Source organism: Nonomuraea sp. C10 (assembly GCF_008017515.1).
Taxonomy (GTDB): domain Bacteria; phylum Actinomycetota; class Actinomycetes; order Streptosporangiales; family Streptosporangiaceae; genus Nonomuraea; species Nonomuraea ferruginea.
In genome coordinates, this window is record NZ_VPFF01000001.1 from 4826332 (window position 1) to 4846828 (window position 20497).

At 72.0% G+C, this 20497-nt stretch carries 16 protein-coding genes; 1 reads left to right on the forward strand and 15 read right to left on the reverse strand.

Going from position 1 to position 20497, the window contains the following annotated elements:
* Positions 1–22 precede the first annotated feature (22 nt).
* The 15 genes from FR742_RS22200 to pyrR all read right to left on the reverse strand — a co-directional run bounded on the left by FR742_RS22200 (position 23) and on the right by pyrR (position 19107).
* On the reverse strand, positions 23–2398 hold the full coding sequence (locus FR742_RS22200) for a primosomal protein N' (protein WP_148032717.1): 2376 nt from the start codon (positions 2396–2398) through the stop codon (positions 23–25).
* 1083 nt (positions 2399–3481) lie between these two features.
* The gene (gene metK / locus FR742_RS22205; protein ID WP_148032718.1) at positions 3482–4669 is read right to left on the reverse strand and encodes a methionine adenosyltransferase; all 1188 of its coding nucleotides are present in this window, start codon (positions 4667–4669) and stop codon (positions 3482–3484) included.
* Between the two features lie 344 nt (positions 4670–5013).
* Positions 5014–5340, reverse strand: coding sequence for a hypothetical protein (locus tag FR742_RS22210; protein ID WP_246639248.1), 327 nt, complete (start codon positions 5338–5340; stop codon positions 5014–5016).
* Between the two features lie 184 nt (positions 5341–5524).
* On the reverse strand, positions 5525–6721 hold the full coding sequence (coaBC, locus tag FR742_RS22215) for a bifunctional phosphopantothenoylcysteine decarboxylase/phosphopantothenate--cysteine ligase CoaBC (RefSeq protein WP_148032720.1): 1197 nt from the start codon (positions 6719–6721) through the stop codon (positions 5525–5527).
* Positions 6722–6729: 8 nt separating this feature from the next.
* On the reverse strand, positions 6730–6999 hold the full coding sequence (gene rpoZ, locus FR742_RS22220) for a DNA-directed RNA polymerase subunit omega (RefSeq protein ID WP_049577463.1): 270 nt from the start codon (positions 6997–6999) through the stop codon (positions 6730–6732).
* A gap of 6 nt (positions 7000–7005) precedes the next feature.
* The gene (gmk, locus tag FR742_RS22225; protein ID WP_148034746.1) at positions 7006–7647 is read right to left on the reverse strand and encodes a guanylate kinase; all 642 of its coding nucleotides are present in this window, start codon (positions 7645–7647) and stop codon (positions 7006–7008) included.
* Between the two features lie 69 nt (positions 7648–7716).
* Positions 7717–8040, reverse strand: coding sequence for an integration host factor, actinobacterial type (mihF, locus tag FR742_RS22230; RefSeq protein ID WP_148032721.1), 324 nt, complete (start codon positions 8038–8040; stop codon positions 7717–7719).
* 1370 nt (positions 8041–9410) lie between these two features.
* Entirely contained in the window at positions 9411–10109 is a 699-nt protein-coding gene (pyrF, locus tag FR742_RS22235; RefSeq protein ID WP_148032722.1) for an orotidine-5'-phosphate decarboxylase, read from the reverse strand.
* A complete protein-coding gene (locus FR742_RS22240) occupies positions 10106–11089 on the reverse strand; it encodes a dihydroorotate dehydrogenase (RefSeq protein WP_148032723.1) in 984 nt (327 codons plus the stop codon). Before FR742_RS22240 ends, pyrF begins: the two co-directional genes overlap by 4 nt.
* Positions 11090–11095: 6 nt before the next feature.
* Positions 11096–11962 (reverse strand): dihydroorotate dehydrogenase electron transfer subunit, encoded by an 867-nt coding sequence (locus FR742_RS22245; RefSeq protein WP_148032724.1) that lies wholly within the window; start codon positions 11960–11962, stop codon positions 11096–11098.
* 22 nt (positions 11963–11984) lie between these two features.
* Positions 11985–15272 carry a carbamoyl-phosphate synthase large subunit gene (gene carB, locus FR742_RS22250; protein WP_148032725.1) on the reverse strand — a complete coding sequence of 1096 codons (3288 nt, stop codon included), beginning with the start codon at positions 15270–15272 and terminating at the stop codon, positions 11985–11987.
* Positions 15259–16365, reverse strand: a complete 1107-nt coding sequence (carA, locus tag FR742_RS22255; protein ID WP_148032726.1) for a glutamine-hydrolyzing carbamoyl-phosphate synthase small subunit — start codon at positions 16363–16365, stop codon at positions 15259–15261. Before carA ends, carB begins: the two co-directional genes overlap by 14 nt.
* On the reverse strand, positions 16362–17651 hold the full coding sequence (locus FR742_RS22260; protein WP_148032727.1) for a dihydroorotase: 1290 nt from the start codon (positions 17649–17651) through the stop codon (positions 16362–16364). The genes carA and FR742_RS22260 overlap by 4 nt, the downstream gene beginning before the upstream one ends.
* Positions 17648–18565, reverse strand: coding sequence for an aspartate carbamoyltransferase catalytic subunit (locus FR742_RS22265; protein ID WP_148032728.1), 918 nt, complete (start codon positions 18563–18565; stop codon positions 17648–17650). The genes FR742_RS22260 and FR742_RS22265 overlap by 4 nt, the downstream gene beginning before the upstream one ends.
* The gene (gene pyrR / locus FR742_RS22270) at positions 18562–19107 is read right to left on the reverse strand and encodes a bifunctional pyr operon transcriptional regulator/uracil phosphoribosyltransferase PyrR (RefSeq protein WP_148032729.1); all 546 of its coding nucleotides are present in this window, start codon (positions 19105–19107) and stop codon (positions 18562–18564) included. The genes FR742_RS22265 and pyrR overlap by 4 nt, the downstream gene beginning before the upstream one ends.
* A 149-nt stretch (positions 19108–19256) precedes the next feature.
* On the opposite strand from pyrR, the gene FR742_RS22275 reads away from it, so the two are divergent.
* The gene (locus FR742_RS22275; protein WP_148032730.1) at positions 19257–20495 is read left to right on the forward strand and encodes an arginine deiminase; all 1239 of its coding nucleotides are present in this window, start codon (positions 19257–19259) and stop codon (positions 20493–20495) included.
* Positions 20496–20497 lie beyond the last annotated feature (2 nt).

Consider the following 20497-nt stretch of genomic DNA (forward strand, 5'->3'; position numbering starts at 1 on the left):
ATGAGCGAATCGGGGAAACGGTCTAAATCAGGTCGAGGGGGTCGACACACACCTTCACCACCTCTGCTGCCTTTCTCGCGGCACGCACCCCGCTGGCCCCTTTGAGCGCGGCGGCCAGAGCGGCACCTCCACCGCGCGGCACCCGTACCATGGCGCGTTCCCGGCCCGCGTCGTCGACCGGCACCGGGCCGAGCACCTGCGCTCCCCCGGGCAGGCGGGACTCCTCCAGCATCTGCCGCACGGCCGAGGCCGCGCCGGTGAGCGTGGCCATCCGCACCGCGGGCGGGAAGCCCAGCTCGGCGCGGTCGGCGAGTTCGCGTTCTGCGTGCGTGACCGGGTCCCAGCGCACCAGCGCCTGCACAGCGGGCAGCGCGGCGTCGGCGAGCACCACGAGCTCGGCGGCCGGGCGGAGCAGGGCGGCGGCGTTCATCCACCGGCGCACCGCCTCCTCCCCCGCCCGCAGGTCGGCCCGGCCCAGCAGCGCCCACCCGTCGAGCAGCACGGCCGCCGCGTACCCGCCCTCGGCGACCGGCTCCGCCCCCGGCGTGGCCACCACCAGCGCGGGACCGGCGGGCAGCCGGGCCAGCACCCCGTCCCGCCCCGACGTCCGCACCGGCACGGACGGGAACGCCCTGCCCAGCTCCTCCGCCGTGCGCCGGGCCCCCACCACCACGGCACGCAGCCGGTGGCTCCCGCAGGCCGGGCACTTCCAGGCGGCGTCGACCCGCCCGCACCAGCGGCAGTAGGGCGCCGCATGCCCGGTGCGCAGCGCCAGCGGCCCGTGACAGAACTCCTCGGCCCCCCGGCCCCCCTCCCCAGGCCCCGCTTCCCCGCCGTCGAGCCCGCCGCGACGCGCCCCGTCCGGAGCCGGTGCTTCCCCGCCATGACGTGAGCCACCCGGAACCGCGTCCCGCGACCCGCCGCCCGCTTCTCCGCCGTCGGGCACGCCACGGCGTGACCCGCCCTGAGCCGCGTCCCGCGACCCGCGCCCCGCCTCGCCGTACGTGTCCTGACGCGATCCGGCCGTGCCCTCCCCGGTCTCCTCGTACGGGAGCTGTCCCTCACCGGAGGGCGGGCCGGCCCATTCCAGGGCGCTCATGCGGGTCGGCGGGTGGGCGCACCGGGCGGGGGCGCGGCAGTGCGCGCACGCCAGCGCGGGCAGGTATCCCCGTCTGGGGACCTGCACCAGGACGGGCCCGTGGTCCAGGCCCTGACGCAGCGCCCGCCACGCCACGCTGGGCAGCCTCGCCGCCCGCGCCGCCTGGTCCCTGGCCAGCTCGGCGTCCTCCCCCGCGGCGCGCACGCGCGGCGCCCGGCGCCTGATCTCCTGCCTCGCGGCCACGATCGGCCGCGCCCACCGGGCCGCGATGAGCTGCGTGGCCTCGGCCGTACGCGCGTATCCGCCGATCAGCATGGCCGCGCCGGTCCGGTGCGCGCGCAGCCCGAGCACCTCACGGGCGTGCGGGTACGGGGCCAGCCGTTCGGCGTGCAGGTCGTCCCCGTCGTCCCAGACCGCCACCAGCCCGAGCCGTTCGACGGGCGCGAACATCGCCGCCCGCGTGCCCACCACCGCCCGCGCCTGCCCGCGCAGCACGCTCAGCCACCGCCGGTACCGCTCGGCCGGGCCCAGGTCCGAGGTGAGCGCCACATGCCGTCCGGGCCCCAGCGCCCGGCTGAGCTCCTCGTCGAGCAGCGCCACGTCCTTGCCGTCGGGCACCACGGCCAGCGCGCCCCTGCCACCTTCCAGGGTCGCCCGCACCGCTTCGGCGAACCCCGTCGCCCATCCGCCCCCGCCGGGCAGCGCCGTCCACACCGCGCGCGGCGCCCTCCCGTTGCGCAGCGCGTCGATGAACGACGGGCCCATCGGATAGTCCGCCCACGTCCCCGCATCGGGAGCATCCTGAGGTTCGGGCTCCCGCTCGGACGCGGCCTGCTCGCCCGAGGTCTCGGGAACGGGGCGGGTGGCGGCCTCCGTCCTGGCGTGGCGGGGCGGGATCGCGAGGCGGAGGACGTCGCCCAGCGTGCCCGCGTAGCGGTCGGCCACAGCCCTGGCCAGCCCCGCGACCTCGGGCGTCAGCACCTGCTCAGGTGAGACGACGCGTTCGAGCGGCGTCAGCTTGCCCGCGTGGTCGCTCTGCCCGGCCCGCTCCAGCAGGAACCCGTCGACCAGCTTGCCCGCGAACCGCACCCGCACCCGCACCCCCGGCCGCGCCGTGTCGTGCATGGCGGCGGGCACCAGGTAGTCGAACGGCCGGTCCAGGTGAGGCAGCGGGTTGTCCACGGCCACCCGGGCGACGGGCAGCTCGGCGGCGGGGACGACGGCTCCCTTGGCCCCTTTCGGCGACGCCGCGGGCCGCACGGCGTCGAGCGGCAGGAGCGCGTCGTCGGAGTCGGTCACGCACTACGTCTACCAGACGCGACGGCCGGGAACGCCCGACCCTTCCCGCAGACCTGCCTGCCCCGACCAGCCCTCGCCCAAGGACCCACTCGGGAGCGGGCGCCGAACCTGGCCGTGGCCCGACGGCGAGGACGAAGCAAGCCGAGCAGCCGCAGCCTCGCGGTCAGCCGCTCATGACAGGGTGGCCGCGCTGAGGCATTCAGGGGAAGGACTTCCTTCGACGGCGCGGACCCTGCACGAACGGTCGTGCACATCACATGATCGGCCCGCCGCCACATCGCGGGACAGACCACGGAGACGGCGGCATCGAACCCCACGACAGAGCCCGAGCCCCGAAGGAGCGTCCCTCAGTCCCACCAAGCACCGAAGGCGCGACGAACCTGGCGAAAACGCCCCTACGCCGAAAACACGACAACCTCTCGTGGCACCGAGCGCGGAAGGCCCGGCATCCTTTCGGGAGCACCGGGCGCAGGCCGGAAGCAACCTTCCCGGAGCGCCGAGTGCGGGAGGGGGCAGCTCTCCCAGAGCGCCGAGTGCAGGACGGCAACACCCGTCACGGCGCCAGGCACAGGACGAAAACAACCCATCGAGAGCGCCAGGCACAAGAGGGAAAGCAGGCCCCCCGACGCACCACGGCACGGACGGAAACAACCTTCCCGACGCACCACGACACAGAACCGAAGCAACCCTCCCGGCGCGCCCGGCGCGGGAGGAGGCAGCTCTACGGGAGCACTTGCGCCAAGGGGCGCGGGAGCTTCCAGGGGCGGGGAGCTCCCGAGGGTGCCGGATGTCAAAGGCCGGCGGCGGTGCGGAGGATTTCGGCGCGGGTCGGTGGACTCGCAGAAGGAGCCCTCGCGGCCGAAGCGGCCGTAGGCGGCGAGCAGGGACGGCGGCCCTCCCGCCACACACGCACAGGAGGGAAAGAACCCTCCCGCCGCACGACGCACAGGACGGAAACAACCTTCCCGGAGCGCCAGGCACAGGACCGGAGCAACCCTTACAGAACGCCAGGCCCGGGAAGGGAGGCAGCCCTGCGGGAGCGCCTGCGCCGGGAGGGCGCGGGAGCTCCCGAGGTGCCGGGTGTCAGAGGCCGGCGGCCGTGCGGAGGGTCTCGGCGCGGTCGGTGGACTCCCAGGAGAAGCCCTCGCGGCCGAAGTGGCCGTAGGCGGCGGTCTCGGAGTAGATCGGCCGCAGCAGGTCGAGGTCGCGGATGATCGCCGCGGGACGCAGGTCGAACACGTCGAGGACGGCCGTCTGGATCTTCTCCACCGGCAGCTTCTCGGTGCCGAAGCACTCGACGAACAGGCCGACGGGCTCGGCCTTGCCGATCGCGTACGCGACCTGGACCTCGCAGCGGTCGGCGAGCCCGGCGGCCACGACGTTCTTGGCGACCCAGCGCATGGCGTAGGCGGCCGAGCGGTCGACCTTGGACGGGTCCTTGCCGGAGAACGCGCCGCCACCGTGACGGGCCGCGCCGCCGTAGGTGTCGATGATGATCTTGCGGCCGGTGAGGCCGGCGTCGCCCATCGGGCCGCCGATCTCGAAGCGGCCGGTCGGGTTGACCAGCAGGCGGTAGCCGTCGGTCTCGATGTCGAGCCCCGCGAGCACGACGTCGACGACGTGCTCCTTGATGTCGGGGGTCAGCATCTCCTTGAGGTCGATCTCGGCGGCGTGCTGGGTGGAGACCACCACGGTGTCGAGGCGGACCGGCCGGTCGCCGTCGTACTCGACCGTGACCTGGGTCTTGCCGTCGGGGCGGAGGTAGGGCACGGTGCCGGACTTGCGGACCTCGGACAGGCGCAGGGCCAGGCGGTGGGCGAGCATGATCGGCAGCGGCATCAGCTCGGGCGTCTCGCGGCAGGCGTAGCCGAACATCAGCCCCTGGTCGCCCGCGCCCTGGCGGTCGAGCTCGTCGACGTCACCCTCGACGCGGTGCTCGTAGGCGTCGTCGACACCCTGGGCGATGTCGGGCGACTGCGCTCCGATGGACACCGACACGCCGCAGGAGGCGCCGTCGAAGCCCTTGTAGGAGGCGTCGTAGCCGATCTCCAGGATCTTCTCCCGGATGACGCCGGGAATGTCGACATAGGTCTCGGTCGTCACCTCGCCCGCGACGTGGACCTGGCCGGTGGTGATCATCGTCTCGACGGCGACCCGGCTCTTGTGGTCGTCCTTGAGCATGGCGTCCAGGATCGCGTCACTGATCTGGTCGGCGATCTTGTCCGGATGGCCCTCGGTGACCGACTCGGAGGTGAACAGGCGACGTGACAACTCAGTGGCTCCTCATGCAGCGGCTGCTGACGGATTTAAGGGCTCAAGACGGGTTGGCACGCCAGAGCCTCGCAGAAGTCTAGCCGTACCCGGCGCCTCGCCGCGAAACCGTCCACGATCGTTACGCCGGGGATCCCTCCTGCGCGGCCCATGCCACGCTCCAGCGGTTCCGCCCCATCGGGCGTGTCACCGCGGGCGGTGGCCCTCAGTCACTCCGCGAGCGCTCGGCCCGCCCGGCGGCGATGGCTGCCGACCGCGTACGGACGAAGGAGCCCGCGTACGAACGAAGGAGCCAGCGTAAGTACGAGGGAGCCAGCGTAAGTACGAAAAGGAGCCCGCCCCGGTCAGAGGTGGGGAAGGGGATCCGGGGGAAGCGTCTCGGGCGCGAACACCTCCGCGTCGGCGGCGGCGACCACGGCGGCGTATTCGTCGTCGAACTCGAAGGTCATCTCCCCCAGTTCGATGACGGGCCCCGGCGCCAGCGTGATCGGCCCGAGCCGCGTGTCGCGCGGGTACATCGCGTACACCGAGATCGGCCGGTCGCCGCGGAACATCCGCGTGGACAGCACCGCCACGGCCAGGTCCGTGACCACGATCAGGAAGTTGGCCGAGCCGCCCGGCCCGACGGACAGCGCGGGGAACACGTAGCGGATCGCGCCTTTGTGTCCCATAACAGTCCTGCAGCGGTCTCTGACAGCAGAATTCACCGGCATGCCGCCCCCCTTCGCCCCAGTATCAGCAGGCATTCCGGAAAGCTGCAACAGGTGATAGGGCAATCGTTCTAACCCATTTGTCCCGTACGTCCCGCGAGGAGGAACGGTCACCTTCCCCGGCGCCGCACGGGCGGAAAAGAGATCAGCGCAGCCGGGGGGCGACGGCGTCCCAGACGGCGTCGGCGATGTCGTCCTTGGGACCGCGCGGGACCTCGACCGGCTCGCCCCCCGCCACCAGGATGGTGGCCGCGTTGTCGGGGGTGCCGAAGGCGAGACTCTCGCCGACCTCGTTGACGACGAGCAGGTCACAGCCCTTGCGGGCGAGCTTGGCCTGGCCGTTGGCGAGCACGTCGTGGGTCTCGGCGGCGAACCCGACGAGCACCCGGGGCGAATCCCCGCCCCGCTCCTTGCGACGGCTGCCCAGCTCGGCCAGGATGTCGGGGTTCTTGGCCAGGTGGATGGGGGCGGGCTCGCCGTCCGTCTTCTTGATTTTGGCGTCGTGGCGCTCGGCGGGCCGGAAGTCGGCGACCGCGGCGGCCATCACCACCACGTCGGCGTCGTCGGCCGCGGCGAGCACCGCCTCCCGCAGCTCGGCGGCCGACCCGACGCGCACGACCGCGGCGCCGGCCGGGTCGGGCAGCGTCACGTTGGCGGCCACCAGCGTCACCTCGGCGCCCCTGGCCACGGCGGTGCGCGCGAGCGCGTACCCCTGAAGGCCGGAGGAGCGGTTGCCGATGTAGCGGACCGGGTCGATGGCCTCGCGGGTGCCGCCGGCGGAGACGACGACCCTGTGGCCGGCGAGGTCGAGCGGGCGGCCGCGCAGCGCGCGCACGCAGACCTGGAAGATCTCGGCGGGGTCGGGCAGCCGCCCGGGGCCCGTGTCGGCGCCGGTGAGCCGGCCGACGGCCGGGTCGATCACGACCGATCCACGCTCGCGCAAGGTGGCGACGTTGGCGCGGGTGGCCGGATGCTGCCACATCTCGGTGTGCATCGCGGGCGCGAACACCACCGGGCAGCGCGCGGTCAGCAGCGTGTTGGTGAGCAGGTCACCGGCGAGCCCGTGGGCCGCCTTGGCCAGCACGTCGGCCGTGGCGGGCGCGACCACGACGAGGTCGGCCGCCTGGCCGATGCGCACGTGGGGCACCTCGTGGACGGACTCCCAGACGTCGGTCGTCACCGGGTTGCCCGACAGGGCGGCCCAGGTGGGCTCTCCGACGAACCTCAGGGCGTCGCGGGTGGGGACCACCCGCACCTCGTGCCCGGATTCGGTGAACAGGCGCAGCAGCTCGCACGCCTTGTAGGCGGCGATGCCGCCGCTCACACCAAGGACGACCTTCATCGAAAGGGTCAGGCCGCGCCTTCGATGGGCTCGGCGTTGAGCAGGCCTTCGGAGACCTCGCGCAGCGCGATCGACAGCGGCTTCTCCTGCGCGTGGGTCTCGACCAGCGGACCGACGTATTCAAGGAGGCCCTCGCCGAGCTGCGAGTAGTAGGCGTTGATCTGGCGGGCGCGCTTGGCACCCATGATCACCAGGGAGTACTTGCTGTCGACGATGTCGAGCAGCGCGTCGATCGGCGGGTTGGTGATGCCCTCAGCGACCGGGGCAATTCCTGCCACGATTGATCAGACCTCTCGGTTGGTGGTTGCGGTGACCCCCTGAGGGTCAGTCATCAAGGCTATCAGCCGGTGGCACACGAGTTTGACGTCCGTGTTAACGAGTGAGAGGTCGAACTCCTTCTCGGCCGCCATCTCGATCCGCCCGGCGTCCAGGCGGCGGGCGATGACGTCCTCGGGCTCGGTGCCGCGGCCGCGCAGCCGCTTCTCCAGCTCGGCCCAGCTGGGCGGGGCCAGGAAGATCAGCAGCGCCTCCGGCATGCTGCGCCGCACCTGCCGGGCGCCTTCGAGGTCGATCTCCAGCAGGGTCGGCACGCCGGCGGCCAGCTTGTCGAGCACGGGCCGGCGCGGCGTGCCGTAGCGGTTGCCCGCGAACTCCGCCCACTCGAGCAGCTCGCCCCGCTCCACGAGCCGGTCGAACTCCTCGCCGTCGACGAAGAAGTAGTGGACCCCGTCCACCTCGCCCGGACGGGGTCGCCTGGTGGTCACCGAGACCGACAGCCACACCTCGGGGTGCGCCCGCCGGAGCTCGGCTACGACCGTTGACTTGCCCACGCCCGACGGCCCCGACAGGACCGTCAGCCGCCTCTCGCTCGAGGGGAGGAAGTCTCCGACTCCACTTCCGGCTCCGGCCGCCTCGTGGGCCGTCACACCGCCGGACCAGGACCTGTCGGCCACTTCCTACCCCCCGTCGAACCAGCGCTTCTTGTGGAATCGAGATTAGCTCTCGTTGCCACCGAACTCGCGCTCGAGGGAGGCCCTCTGGTTCGCGCCGAGGCCCCGCACGCGGCGGGACTCGGCGATGGCAAGCTTCTCCATCAGCTGCTTGGCGCGGACCTTGCCCACGCCGGGAAGCGATTCCAACAATGCCGACACCTTCATCTTGCCGATGACGTCGTCGGTCTGCCCATCCTTGAGCACCTCGGCCAGAGAAACCGCGCCATGCTTGAGCCGGTTCTTGACCTCGGCACGCTCTTTACGGGCCTTTGCAGCCTTCTCCAGGGCTGCGGCGCGCTGCTCGGGGGTCAGGGGAGGAAGAGCCACGCCGGGTCACCTCGAATTTCTGTCGATGTACTCGGACGGGAAGGGAAACTAGCTGGTCATCGCCCCCTTAGCAACGCCAAGAGCGGTTTCTCTCGCTACAAAATCCACTTCATCACTTTGGGTGACCGTAAAATCACACAGTGCTGATCAAATCGCCCCCACTTCCCTGTTCTCGACCGCGCCCCCGGAGGTCGCGAGGGGCGCTACGATGATCACGTACGGACCCGCCGACCATGTCCGAAAGCAGGGCTGACCTGTGTCCGAAACCTGGACCGTGCCATGCCCGGCGGGGTCCGGCGACGGTCCGGCACGGCGTTGACGATCTCGGCTCCTGAGGCTGTCGCGCCGCGCCCTTTCACGCCCCTCCCCCGCCGTCCGGAGCTCCTTTGTGGAATCGCGTGTCAAGACCGCCCGCAGCACGCCTCCGGTACGCCGCATCACCCCGTCCCCCTACGAGAAATTCAGGCGCCCCGCCTTCTACGCGAGCCCGCGCGTGCTTTCAGACAAGACGCTCCCGCACCCCAACAGAATCGCCCGCCCATGCGGGAAGCCACAGGGCATCAGGTCCTACGGCCGTTCGACGCGCGGGCCCTCAAACAAGAGACCTTCCCAGTCACCCGGAGATCGGGGGGCCACCTGCTCACGCGGCCTTAAGCACTCACCACCGATGGTGTCCGCCCCACGGTGAAGGGCGGCGGCGGTGCTCATACGGGCGCTACCGGCCGCCGTACGCCCGTCAGCATCAGGCGCGGCTTGCGCAGCGGAGAGAGGCGGCCTTCATTCCGTGAAGAACGCCGCAAGGGCGCCCGGCTTCAGACCCGTACGGGCAGCACCGGCCGACAGCCGCCCACCGGCCGTCAGGCGTGGCTGGTGCAGCAAAGGGAGGCGACTTCCGGGCGCCCCGCCATCAACGCGAACCCCCGCGAGCCTTCAGACAAGACACCTCCCGCACCCCCCACAGAATCGCCCGCCATGCGGGAGCACCCGGTCTTCCGAAGCGCGGGCCTCAGACCAGCCACCCAGCTCGCAAACCCGCATGGGGGGACCGCGGGGCCGCCCGCTCACACAGCCTTAGGCGCTCAACGCCGGTGGTGTCCGCCCTTCGGTGAAGGACACGGCGGCCGTGCCCGTACGGGGCGCCACCGGCCGCCGTACGCCCCTCAGCATCAGGCCTGGCTGGCACGGCGGAAAGAGGCAGCCCCCTCCTTCCGTGACGGACACGGCAAGGCCGCCCGACTGCGAGCCCGTACGAGCAACTCCGGCCGACAGCCGCCCAACGGCAGTCAGGCGCGGCGGAGAGGCCGCCCACCATCCCGTGAAGAACACGGCAGGGCCGCCCGACTGACGGCTCGTACGAGCGGCGCCGGATGTCAGGCGTGGCTGGTGCGGCGGAGGGAGGCGGCGATGGCGGCGGCCGCGGCGCCGGGGTCCGGGGAGCCGGTGATGGGCCGTCCGATCACCAGGAGGTCGGCACCGTCGGCGAGGGCGCGTTCGGGGGTGGCGACCCGGGCCTGGTCCTGGGTGGCCGCGCCGGCCGGCCGGACGCCTGGGGTGATGAGCGTGATGTCGTCGCCCACCTCGGCGCGGACCGCGCGCAGCTCGTGCGGTGAGCAGACCAGCGCGGTGGCGCCCGCCGCCACGGACAGGGCGGCCAGGCGGCGGACCGCGTCGGACGCCGGCCCGGCGAGGCCGATGCGTTCCAGGTCTTCCTCGGCGAGCGAGGTGAGCACGGTGACGGCGGCGATCTGGGTGTGCGGGGCCGCCTCCACCGCCGCGCGGATCATGGCGGGGCCGCCGGCGGCGTGCACGGTCAGGATGGAGGGCCGCAGCCGGGCGACGGCCCCGGCGGCCCCCGCGACGGTGTTGGGGATGTCGTGCAGCTTGAGGTCGAGGAAGACCCTGACGCCGCTGGCCCCGCGCACGGAGGCGATCACGTCGGGCCCGTAGCGCAGGTAGAGCTCCAGGCCCACCTTCACCGTGGTGACGTGCGGGGTCACCAGCCCGGCCCACCGGGCGGCGGTCTCCAGGTCGGGGGCGTCGAGGGCGACGGCGATGGGTGCGGGAGTCAAGAGGTGCTCTCCTCGGTGTCGACGAGCAGGTGCCGGGCGGCGCCGCCCGGCGGGCGGTGGGCCAGGCCGACCGCGTCGGCCAGCCGCTGGAAGCCGCGCGCCTGCAGCAGGTCTTCGAGCTCGCGCTCGATGCGCAGGCAAGCGTACGGGTCGTTGAACAGCGCCGTGCCCACCCCGACCGCGCAGGCGCCGGCCAGGACGAGCTGGAAGGCGTCCCTGCCCGTCATGACGCCGCCGACGCCGATGAGCGGGACGCCGGGCAGCGCGGCGTGCACCTGCCAGACGCAGCGCACGGCGAGCGGCAGGATGGCGGGGCCGGACAGCCCGCCGGTGACGGCGGCCAGCGACGGCCGCAGCGTCTCGGTGTCGATGGCCATCCCGAGCGGGTTGTTGATCATGCAGAGGGCGTCGGCGCCGGCGTCGACGCAGGAGCGGGCGACGGCCACGATGTCGGCCACGTCGGGGGCCAGCTTGGCGACGACCGGGACGTCGTAGCGCATGATCGACCGGACGGAGGCGATCACCTCGGCGGCGGTGCCGCCCTCGCGGGCGAAGACGCGGCCGCGGTCTTCCATGTTGGGGCACGACAGGTTGACCTCGAGCGCGGTCACGCCGGGCGCGTCGGCCAGCCTGCGGGCCAGCTCGGAGTATTCGGCGACGGAGCCGCCGCCGATCGACACGATGGTCCTGATGCCGCGCTGGGCCAGCCAGGGCAGCTCGCGTTCGAGGAAGACGTCGATGCCCGGCCCCTGCAGGCCGACGGCGTTGAGCATGCCGGAGGGCGTCTCGGCCATCCGGGGCGTGGGCCGCCCGGCGCGCGGCGCCATGGTGACCGAGCGCGTGGTGAGCGCGCCCAGCCGGTGCAGGTCGAAGAACTGGGCCAGCTCACGGCCCGCTGAGGCGCAGCCCGCCGCCGTGGTGACCGGGTTGGCCAGCTCCACGTGGGCGAGGAAGGTGCGCATGTCGACGGCCACGGCCATCACCCGCTATCCGGCATGGCGGGCACCGCCTCCGGGGGCGCCGAGCGCGTCGAACGGGATGGTCCCGACGTCCTCGAAGCGCACCCGCTCACCGCGGAACACCGGGCCCTCGGCGCAGGCGCGGACCATCCGGGTGGCGCCGTCGTCACCGATGACCGGCAGCACGCACGTCATGCAGACGCCGATGCCGCACGCCATGGACTCCTCGACCGCCACCTGGACGGGGATGTCGAACTCCATCGCGACGGCCGTGACGGCGCGCAGCGACTCCATCGGCCCGCACGCGTAGACGGCGTCGGCCCGCGTGTCGGCGATCACCGACGGGAGCGCGTCGGTGACCCTGCCGCGCAGCCCGAGCGAGCCGTCCTCGGTGGTCAGCGTGGTGGTCTCGGCCATGCGCCGGGCCCGCATGGCCCCGAACACCCGGTCGGCGCTGGCCGCGCCGAGCACGAAGTCGACCCGGCAGCCTCGCTCCAGCAGCATGTCGGCCAGCGGGAACAGCACGGCCGAGCCGTACTCGGCGCCGACCAGCACGCAGTGGACCGGGTCGCGGGGCAGCGGGAACGGCCGTCCGAGCGGCCCGACCAGGTCGAGCGTGTCGCGGGCGCGGCGCTCGGCCAGCCACGCGGTGCCCGGGCCGCGCACGGTGAAGACCAGCTCGACGGTGCCGCCGTAGTCGGCCTTGACGTCGTGGACGGTCAGGGCGCGCCGCGTCACCATGGACGAGTGCGCGCCCCCGACCGCGACGGAGACGAAGTGGCCGGGGCGGTGACGCTCGGCGATGCCGGGCGCCACCACGGTCAGCGCATGGTAGGCGTCGACCCGGCGCGTCGTCAGCACCGTGCCCGTCACCTGCACCGGAGTGCCGGCCAGTCTGCTTCACCTCCCGGGGGTGTCAGCCCCGTAGTGCCTTCGCGTGCTCCTGGAGGGACCGTACGCCGACGTCGCCCCGCACGATGGCCTGGATGCCGGCCGCGGCGGCGGCGAGCCCCGCCACCGTGGTGATGCACGGGATGCCGCGCAGCACGGCGGCCGTGCGGATCTCGTAGCCGTCGAGCCGCGATCCGGCCTGGCCGGGACTGTCGAACGGGGTGTTGACGATCAGGTCGATCTCCCCGTCGAGGATGGCCTGCACGCTGGTGGGTTCACCTCCTGGACCGGTCCCCTCGCCGTGCTTGCGCACGATCTTGGCATGGACGCCGTTGCGGCGCAGCACCTCGGCGGTGCCCTCGGTGGCGAGGATCTCGAAACCGAGGTCGGCCAGCGCCCTCACAGGGAAGATCATGGCACGCTTGTCCCTGTTGGCCACGGATACGAACGCGCGTCCCTTCGTCGGGAGTTCGCCGTAGGCGGCCGCCTGGGACTTGGCGAAGGCCACGCCGAAGAACGCGTCGATGCCCATGACCTCGCCGGTGGAGCGCATCTCGGGCCCGAGCACGATGTCGACGCCGTGGAACCGGTTGAACGGCAGCACCGCCTCCTTGACCGCGATGGACGCGTCCAGGGGGAGCGTGCCGCCGTCGCCCCCGGCCGGGAGCATGCCCTCGGCGCGCAGCTCGCGCAGCGTGGCGCCGAGCATGATCCGGGCCGCCGCCTTGGCCAGCGGCACCGCGGTCGCCTTCGACACGAACGGGACGGTGCGGCTGGCGCGCGGGTTGGCCTCCAGCACGTACAGCACCCCGGCCGAGATCGCGTACTGGACGTTGAGCAGGCCCCGCACGCCGACGCCGCGCGCGATGGACTCGGTGGCGGTGCGGATGCGCTTGATGTCGGCGCTGCCCAGCGTGATGGGCGGCAGCGCGCACGCCGAGTCGCCGGAGTGGATGCCGGCCTCCTCGATGTGCTCCATCACGCCGCCGAGGTAGAGCTCCTCGCCGTCGTAGAGGGCGTCGACGTCGATCTCGACGGCCTCGTCCAGGAACTTGTCGACGAGCACCGGGTGGCCGCCCTCCTGGGCGGCCATGTAGCGGGTGAGCGTCTCGTCGTCGTACACGATGGCCATGCCGGCGCCGCCGAGCACGTACGAGGGACGCACGAGCACCGGGTAGCCGATGTCGGCGGCGACCTCGACGGCCCCGGCGACGGTGGTGGCGACGCCGTGCCTGGGCGCGGGCAGCCCGGCCTCGGCCAGCACCCGCCCGAACGCGCCGCGCTCCTCGGCCAGGTGGATGGACTCGGGCGAGGTGCCGACAACGGGCACGCCGGCGTCCTTGAGCGCCTGGGCCAGGCCGAGCGGCGTCTGCCCGCCGAGCTGCACGATGACGCCGGCGACGGGGCCGGTCTGCTGCTCGGCGTGCACCACCTCCAGGACGTCCTCCAGGGTGAGCGGCTCGAAGTAGAGCCGGTCGGAGGTGTCGTAGTCGGTGGAGACGGTCTCGGGGTTGCAGTTGACCATGACGGTCTCGAACCCGGCCCTGGACAGCTCGAAGGAGGCGTGCACGCACGCGTAGTCGAACTCGATGCCCTGGCCGATGCGGTTGGGCCCGGAGCCGAGGATGATCACCTTCTGCCGGGTGTCGGTCGGGACCTCGCTCTCCTCGTCGTAGGTGGAGTAGAGGTAGGGCGTCTTGGCGGCGAACTCGGCGGCGCAGGTGTCGACGGTGTTGTAGACGGGCCGCAGGCCGAGCGCGTGGCGCAGGTCGCGGACGCGGGCCTCGTCGATGCCCCGGATCTCGGCGATCTGGGCGTCGCTGAAGCCGTGGCTCTTGGCCGTGGCCAGCACGTCGGCGGTCAGCTCGGGCGCGCCGGCGACGGCGCGGGCCTGCTCGTCGAGCTGGTAGAGCTGGTCGAGGAACCACGGGTCGATGCCGGTGGACTCGTAGAGCTCCTCCGCCGTGGCGCCGGCCCTGATGGCCTGCTGCACGGTGCGCAGCCGGCCGTCGTGCGGGGTGCCGGCGGCGGCCAGCAGCTCGTCCTTGGCGCCGGGGTCGCCGGTCCAGGAGAAGGAGGAGTCCTTCTTCTCCAGCGAGCGCAGCGCCTTCTGCAGCGCCTCGGTGAAGGAGCGGCCGATGGCCATGGCCTCGCCCACCGACTTCATATGGGTGGTGAGGGTGCGGTCGGCGCCGCTGAACTTCTCGAACGCGAACCGGGGGACCTTGACCACGATGTAGTCGAGGGTGGGCTCGAAGGAGGCCGGGGTCTCCTTGGTGATGTCGTTGGGGATCTCGTCGAGCGTGTAGCCGATGGCCAGCTTGGCGGCGATCTTCGCGATCGGGAAGCCGGTCGCCTTGGAGGCCAGCGCCGAGGAGCGCGACACGCGCGGGTTCATCTCGATGACGATCATCCGGCCGGTGCGCGGGTCGACCGCGAACTGGATGTTGCAGCCGCCGGTGTCGACGCCGACCTCGCGGATGACCGCGATGGCCACGTCGCGCATGTTCTGGTATTCGCGGTCGGTGAGGGTGAGCGCGGGCGCGACGGTGACGCTGTCTCCGGTGTGGACGCCCATCGGGTCGATGTTCTCGATGGAGCACACGATGACCACGTTGTCGTTCTTGTCGCGCATCACCTCCAGTTCGTACTCCTTCCAGCCGAGGATGGACTCCTCCAGGAGCACCTCGGTGGTCGGGGAGGCGTCGAGCCCGGCCCCGGCGATGCGCCGCAGGCCGGCCTCGTCGTAGGCGAACCCGGACCCGGCGCCGCCCATGGTGAACGACGGCCGCACGACCAGCGGGTAGCCCAGCTCTCCGGCCCCGGCCAGCACCTCGTCCATGGTGTGGCAGATGACCGAGCGGGCCGACTCGGCGTTCAGGCCGCGCTCGGCGGCGACCTTGGCGACGATCTCCTTGAACCGCTCGCGGTTCTCGCCCGCCTGGATGGCGTCGAAGTCGGCGCCGATCAGCTCGACCCCGTAGCGCTCCAGGACGCCCGCCTCGTGCAGCGCGACCGCGGTGTTGAGCGCGGTCTGGCCGCCGAGGGTGGGCAGCAGCGCGTCGGGCCGCTCCTTGGCGATGATCTTCTCGACGAACTCGGGGGTGATCGGCTCGACGTAGGTGGCGTCGGCGAACTCGGGGTCGGTCATGATCGTGGCCGGGTTGCTGTTGACCAGGATCACCCGGAAGCCCTCGGCCCGCAGCACGCGGCAGGCCTGGGTGCCCGAGTAGTCGAACTCGCACGCCTGCCCGATCACGATCGGCCCGGAGCCGATCACCAGCACGGACCTGATGTCGTCACGCTTGGGCACGGTTCATGACCTCGCAGAACTCGTCGAACAGGTAAGCGGCGTCGTGGGGCCCGGCTGCGGCCTCGGGGTGGTACTGGACGCTGAAGGCGCGCCCGTCGAGCAGGCGCAGTCCCTCCACGCAGCGGTCGTTGAGGTTGACGTGGCTGACCTCGGCGAGCCCGTACGGGGTCTCGAACGGCCCGCCGAGCGGCGCCTCGACGGCGAACCCGTGGTTGTGGGAGGAGATCTCCACCTTGCCGGTGCGGACGTCCTGGACCGGCTGGTTGACGCCGCGGTGGCCGTAGCGCAGCTTGTAGGTGGACAGGCCGAGCGCCCGGCCGAAGAGCTGGTTGCCGAAGCAGATGCCGAAGAACGGGACCTTCGCCTCCAGCACCTTCCGCAGGGCGCTCACGTCGGCGGTCGCCGGGTCGCCCGGGCCGTTGGAGAAGAACACGCCGTCGGGGCCGACGGCCATCATGTCGTCGAAGGTGGCGGTGGCGGGCAGCACGTGCACCTCGCAGCCGCGCTCGGCCATCCGCTGCGGGGTCATGGCCTTCATGCCGAGGTCGATCGCGGCCACGGTGTAGAGCTTCGGCCCGATCGCGGGCACGACGTACGGCTCGGTGGTGGCGACCTCGCCGGTCAGGTCGGCGCCCACCATCGAGGGCGCCGTGCGCACCCGCTCGACCAGCTCCTCGACCGGCCTGGCCGGGCGGGAGAAGATGCCGGCCCGCATGGCGCCGCGCTCGCGCAGGTGGCGGGTGAGCGCGCGGGTGCCGGGGATGGCGATGCCGACGACGCCCTGGTCCTTCAGGTAGTCGCCGAGCGAACGGGTGGCCCGCCAGTTGGACACCACCCGCGACGGCTCGCGCACGACGTAACCCGCGACCCAGACGCGGCCGGACTCCGGGTCCTCGTCGTTGACGCCGGTGTTGCCGATGTGCGGGGCGGTCATGGCGACGATCTGGCGGTGGTAGGACGGGTCGGTGAGCGCCTCCTGGTAGCCGGTCATGCCGGTGTTGAAGACCATCTCGCCGAACGTCTCGCCTTCGGCGCCGTAGGAGGTTCCGTGGAAGACGCGACCGTCCTCCAGTACGAGCACGGCTCTGGTCACACCAGCTTCCCTTCGAGGACGGTGGGCTTGCCGCGCAGGAACGTCGCCACCACCCGCCCGGGCAGGGTCAGCCCGGTGTAGGGGGTGTTGCGGCTCCTGGAGGCGAAGGACGACGGGTCCACCGGGCTGCGGTGGGAGGGGTCGTAGAGGGTGAGGTTGGCGGGGGCGCCGGCCTCGATCGGGTGGCCGTGGCCGGTCAGCCGGCCGATGCGGGCGGGAGCGTACGACATGCGCTCGGCGACGCCGGGCCAGTCGAGCAGGCCGGTGTCGACCATGGTCTCCTGCACCACGCTGAGCGCGGTCTCCAGGCCGATCATGCCCATGGCGGCGGCCGACCACTCGCTCTCCTTGTCCTCCACCGGGTGGGGGGCGTGGTCGGTGGCGACGACGTCGATCGTGCCGTCGGCGAGGGCCTCGCGCAGCGCCTCGACGTCGGCGCGGGTGCGCAGCGGCGGGTTGACCTTGTAGATGGGGTTGTAGGCGCCGACCGGCGAGTCCTCGACCAGCTCGTCGGTGAGCAGGAGGTGGTGGGGGGTCACCTCGGCGGTGACGTCCCAGCCCTTGGACTTGGCCCAGCGCAGGATCTCGACCGATCCGGCGGTGGAGACGTGGCAGACGTGCAGGCGGGAGCCGACGTGCGCGGCCAGCAGGCAGTCGCGGGCGATGATCGCCTCCTCGGCGACGGCGGGCCAGCCGGTGAGGCCGAGTCGGCCGGAGACGACGCCCTCGTTCATCTGCGCGCCCTCGGTGAGCCTGGGCTCCTGGGCGTGCTGGGCGACGACTCCGTCGAACGCCTTGACGTACTCCAGGGCGCGGCGCATGAGCACCGCGTCGGAGACGCACTTGCCGTCGTCGGAGAAGACGCGGACGCGGGCCGCGGAGTCGGCCATCGCGCCCAGCTCGGCGAGCTGGCGGCCCTCCAGCCCGAGGGTGACGGCGCCGACGGGCTGCACGTCGCAGTGGCCGTGCTCGTGGCCGAGCCGCCACACCTGCTCGACCACGCCGGCCGTGTCGGCGACCGGGGAGGTGTTGGCCATGGCGTGCACCGCGGTGTAGCCGCCGCGGGCGGCCGAACGGGTGCCGGTCTCGACGGTCTCGGCGTCCTCGCGGCCGGGCTCGCGCAGGTGGGTGTGCAGGTCGACGAGGCCGGGCAGGGCGATCGCGCCGCCGCCGTCGATCTCCTCTCCCCCGCCGGTCAGACCCGCGCCGACCTCGGCGATGACGCCGTCGCCGACGCGGACGTCGACCGGCTCACCGCCCAGGATGCGTACATTACGGATGATCATGCTGTGTCTCCCCCGAGTAGCAGATAGAGCACGGCCATGCGGATGGTCACCCCGTTGGCGACCTGCTCGACGATGGTCGAGCGCGGGGAGTCGGCCACCTCGGCGGCGATCTCCATGCCCCGGTTCATCGGGCCGGGGTGCATCACGATGGCGTCGTCGGGCATCTTGGCGAACCGGTCGCGGTCGAGGCCGTAGCGGCGGGAGTACTCACGCTCGCTCGGGAAGTAGGAGGCGTTCATCCGCTCCTTCTGCACCCGCAGCATCATGACCGCGTCGGACTTGGGCAGCACGGCGTCGAGGTCGTACGAGACCGCGCACGGCCAGATGTCGACCGCGACGGGCAGCAGGGTGGGCGGCGCCACCAGCGTGACCTCCGCGCCGAGGGTGTGCAGCAGCAGCACGTTGGAGCGGGCGACCCGGCTGTGGAGCACGTCGCCCACGATGGCGATCTTGCGTCCGTCGAGCCCGCCCAGGCGGCGGCGCATCGAGAAGGCGTCGAGCAGCGCCTGGGTGGGGTGCTCGTGGGTGCCGTCGCCGGCGTTGACCACGCTGCCGTGGACCCAGGTGGCCAGCCGGTGCGGGGCGCCGGAGGCGGCGTGACGGATCACGACGGCGTCGGCGCCCATCGCCTCCAGGGTGAGCGCGGTGTCCTTGAGCGACTCTCCTTTGGAGACGCTGGACCCTTTGGCCGAGAAGTTGATCACATCGGCGGACAGCCGCTTCGCCGCCGCCTCGAAGGAGATGCGGGTCCGGGTCGAGTCCTCGAAGAACAGGTTGACGACCGTGCGGCCGCGCAGCGTGGGCAGCTTCTTGATGGAACGTTCCGAGACCCTCGCCAGCTCCTCGGCGGTGTCGAGGATGAGCAGCGCGTCGTCACGGGTGAGGTCGCCGGCGGAGATGAGGTCGCGGTTCACCTGGCGTCCCCCTTCCTGAGGATCACGGCGTCGCGCCCGTCGGTCTCCCGCAGGGACACCTTCACCTTCTCGCTCTTGGCCGTGGGGAGGTTCTTGCCGACGTAGTCGGCGCGGATGGGCAGCTCGCGGTGGCCGCGGTCGACCAGGATGGCGAGCTGGACGGCGGCCGGGCGCCCGAACTCGCTGAGCGCGTCGAGCGCGGCGCGGACGGTGCGGCCGGAGTAGAGGACGTCGTCGACGAGCACCACGATCTTGCCGTCGACGCCGTCGGGCGGGAGATCGGTGCGGCCGAGCGGCCGGGCGGGGCCCTGGCGCAGGTCGTCGCGGTGCATCGTGATGTCGATCGAGCCGACGGGGATCTTGACCCCTTCGAACTGCTCGATGCGCTCCCCGAGCCGGCGGGCGAGGGTCACGCCGCGGGTGGGGACGCCGATCAGGACGACTTCGTCGGCGCCTTTGGTGCGTTCGAGGATCTCATGGGCGATGCGGGTCAGCGCCCGATGGATGTCCGGGCCCTCGAGAACGGCCCTGGATTCGGACATGCCGGAATCTCACCACCTTTCCCGCCTCACTGGACGGGTCTTAAAGGGTGTTGGTCGCGACACACAGTACCAGGCGCCACCTGCCGGAACGGGACGCCCCACCCCGCCTATCGAGGTGATCCCGGGACGAGCCTGGGGATAGAGACACAATGACCTTCCATGTGGACTCCGAGGTGGGCGCCCTCCGGCAGGTGCTGCTGCACCGGCCCGACCTCGCGCTGAAGCGGCTCACGCCTTCCAACAAGGAAGCGTTCCTGTTCGACGAGGTGCTGTGGGTGCAGCGGGCGGTGGAGGAGCACGAGGAGTTCCAGCGGGTGCTGCGCGAGCGGGGCGTGCGGGTCCATCTGCTGGACGAGCTGATCAGGGAGACGGTCGAGATCCCCGAGGCGCGCCGCCACATCCTCGACAAGACCGTGGACGAGCGGTTCCTCGGCCCGCTGGCGGTCGACGACGTGCGCAACACGCTGGACGCGATGGACGCGGCCACCCTGCAGCTGTTCCTGACCGGCGGCATCACCAAGCGGGACCTGCTCGAACGCGACTGCGACCCCACGTCGGTGGCCTACCACTCGCTCGACGACGACGACTTCGTGCTGCCGCCGCTGCCCAACCACCTGTTCACCCGCGACCCGTCCTGCTGGGTGTACGACGGGGTGTCGGTCAACGCGATGCGCAAGAAGGCCCGGATGCGCGAGACCGTGCACATGGAGGCGGTCTACGCCTTCCACCCGATGTTCGCCTCCGGCTTCGACCGGCCGGGCGGCTTCCGGGTCTGGCTGCCGGGGCAGGCGATCGCGCCGGCCACGATCGAGGGCGGCGACGTGCTGGTGATCGGGCGCGGCGCGGTGCTGGTCGGGATGAGCGAGCGCACCCAGCCGCAGACGGTCGAGATGCTGGCCAGGCGGCTGTTCCGGACGGGCTCGGCGAGCCGGATCGTGGCGCTGCGGATGCCCCGCACCCGCGCGTTCATGCATCTGGACACGGTGATGACGATGGTGGACGTCGGCGTGTTCACCAAGTACGCGGGCCTCGGCATGCTGCCCTCCTACACGATCGAGCCCGGCGACACCGAGAAGGAGCTGAAGGTCACCGACCACCCGCCGCGCGACATGCACCGGGCCATCGCCCGCGCCCTGGACCTCGACGACATCAAGGTGCTCACGGCCACCCAGGACGTCTACGCCGCCGAGCGGGAGCAGTGGGACGACGGCTGCAACGTGCTGGCCGTCGAGCCCGGCGTGGTGATCGCGTACGAGCGCAACACCACCACGAACAACCACCTGCGCCAGAACGGCGTCGAGGTGATCACCATCCGCGGGAGCGAGCTGGGGCGCGGCCGGGGCGGCCCGCGCTGCATGAGCTGCCCGCTCGAACGGGACGGGATCTGAGC